The sequence below is a fragment of the Paraburkholderia sp. Ac-20347 genome (genome assembly GCF_017104805.1).
GTDB classification, from domain to species: domain Bacteria; phylum Pseudomonadota; class Gammaproteobacteria; order Burkholderiales; family Burkholderiaceae; genus Paraburkholderia; species Paraburkholderia tropica.
Genome location: NZ_JAAGPN010000523.1, coordinates 1 through 2,269 on the forward strand (window position 1 = coordinate 1; position 2,269 = coordinate 2,269).

General features: G+C 67.3%; 2 protein-coding genes. Both read left to right on the forward strand.

Annotation, left to right across the window (positions count from 1 at the left end):
• Positions 1-1,194, forward strand: a 1,194-nt coding sequence (locus tag G3N97_RS38320) for an efflux transporter outer membrane subunit (protein WP_205997929.1), incomplete at its 5' end; no start/stop codon positions are given.
• Positions 1,195-1,241: 47 nt separating this feature from the next.
• On the forward strand, positions 1,242-2,269 hold a 1,028-nt coding region (locus G3N97_RS38325; RefSeq protein ID WP_205997930.1), incomplete at its 3' end, for an EmrA/EmrK family multidrug efflux transporter periplasmic adaptor subunit.

The following is a 2,269-nucleotide window of genomic DNA, read 5'->3' on the forward strand; positions in this document are numbered from 1 at the left end:
CCCTACGGCGGCAGCTGGTACAGCGAAAACAACGTGCTCGCGAGCGCGTCGTGGGATCTCGACCTGTGGGGTAAAAACCGCCAACGACTCGCGCAGGCGGTCTCCGCGCAGCGCGCCGCCGAAGCCGAGATGCAGCAGGCCCGCATCACGCTCGCGGCCTCGGTTGCGCGCACGTATAACCAGCTCGCCCAGCTCTACGCGCTGCGCGACATCGCCGCGCGCGAGATCGACAACCGCAAGACCATCGGCAACATCACGAATGGCCGCGTGGTCGCGGGCCTCGACACCAACGTCGAGCGTCAGACCGCCAACGGCAACATCGCGACGAGCCAGGCCAATCTCTCGCAGATCGACGGCCAGATCGAGACCGTGCGCTATCAGCTCGGCGCGCTGCTCGGCAAGGGTCCGGATCGCGGTCTGCAGATCGCCAATCCGGTGCTCAATCCGGTGGCCAGCGTCGCGCTGCCCGACAACCTGCCCGCCGATCTCGTCGCGCGCCGTCCGGACATCGTCGCCGCGCGCTGGCAGGTCGAAGGCGCGATGCACGACGTCAAGGAAGCGAAGGCCGAGTTCTATCCCGACGTGAACCTCGCGGCCGGCATCGGCTTCGATGCGTTCGGCTGGGGCAAATTCCTCAACTTCACGAGCCGCCAGATGAACATCGGCCCGGCCGTGCATCTGCCGATCTTCGATGCGGGCGCCCTGCGCGCGCAACTGAAGGGCCGTTACGCCGACTTCGAACTCGACGTCGCGAACTACGACCAGACGCTGATCGGCGCGTTCCAGGACGTGGCAACGACCGTCTCGTCGATCCGTTCGGCCGACAAGCAGCTCGTCGATGCGCAACACGCGCTCGATGCGTCGACGAAGGCGTATCAGCTCGCCGTGATCCGCTACAAGGCGGGCCTCTCGGAGCAACTGCAGGTGCTCAACGCCGACCAGAACCGCCTCGCCGCCGAGCAGACCGTGACGAACCTGAAGTCGCAGCGCGCCGACGAGCAGATGGCGCTGATCAAGGCGCTGGGCGGCGGCTTCGACGCGCAGAACGCGGGGCTCGCGCCGCCGGCGCAGGTCGGCAGCGAAGCACAGGGCAAGAGCAGCGGCCAGAGCGACGTCAACGGCGGGCCCTGGCGCGATGCGCCGTGGACGGCGCCGGCCTCGGCCACGCCCGCGGCGCACGCAGCCACGAACTGAATTCCAATAACTGAACGCACAGCACGCAAGAACCCGGAGATCCTTCCATGAGCACCCCCCAGCAACCGGCCGCCAATCCGCAGCCGAACGCGAACAACGGCAAGCGCAAGCGCATGATGACGCTGCTTGTCCTCGTGATCGTGATTGCAGCCATTGCCTACGGCCTCTACTACTTCCTCGTCGCGCGCTTCAGCGAAAGCACCGACGACGCCTACGTGAACGGCAACGTCGTGCAGATCACGCCGCAGGTCACCGGCACGGTGGTCTCGGTGAACGCCGACGACACGCAGACCGTCAAGATCGGCGATCCGCTCGTGGTGCTCGATCCGGCCGACTCGCGCATCGCGCTGCAGCAGGCCGAAGCGAATCTCGGCCAGACCGTGCGCCAGGTGCGCGGTCTCTTCGCCGACGACAGCCAGTACGAAGCACAGGTCGCCGTGCGTCAGGCGGACCTCTCGCGCGCGCAGGACGATCTGCGCCGCCGCATGCAGGTTGCGCAGACGGGCGCGGTTTCGCAGGAAGAAATCTCGCACGCGCGCGACGCCGCGCGCAGCGCCCAGGCCGCGCTCGAAGCCGCGCAGCAGCAGCTCGTCGCCAACCAGGCGCTGACCGCGAACACGACGATCGCCAATCATCCGAACGTGATGGCGGCCGCCGCGAAGGTGCGCGACGCGTACCTCACGAACGCGCGCAACACGCTGCCCGCGCCGGTCACGGGTTACGTGGCGAAGCGCTCGGTGCAGGTCGGCCAGCGCGTCTCGCCGGGCACGCCGCTGATGTCGGTGGTGCCGCTGAACTCGCTGTGGATCGACGCGAACTTCAAGGAAGTGCAGCTCAAGCACATGCGCATCGGCCAGCCGGTGGAAATGACCGCGGACGTGTACGGCTCGTCGGTGGTGTATCACGGCAAGGTGGTGGGCTTCTCGGCGGGCACGGGCTCGGCGTTCTCGCTGCTGCCGGCGCAGAACGCGACGGGCAACTGGATCAAGGTGGTGCAGCGTCTGCCGGTGCGTATCTCGCTGGATCCGGAAGATCTGCAGAAGCATCCGCTGCGTATCGGTCTGTCGATGCAGGT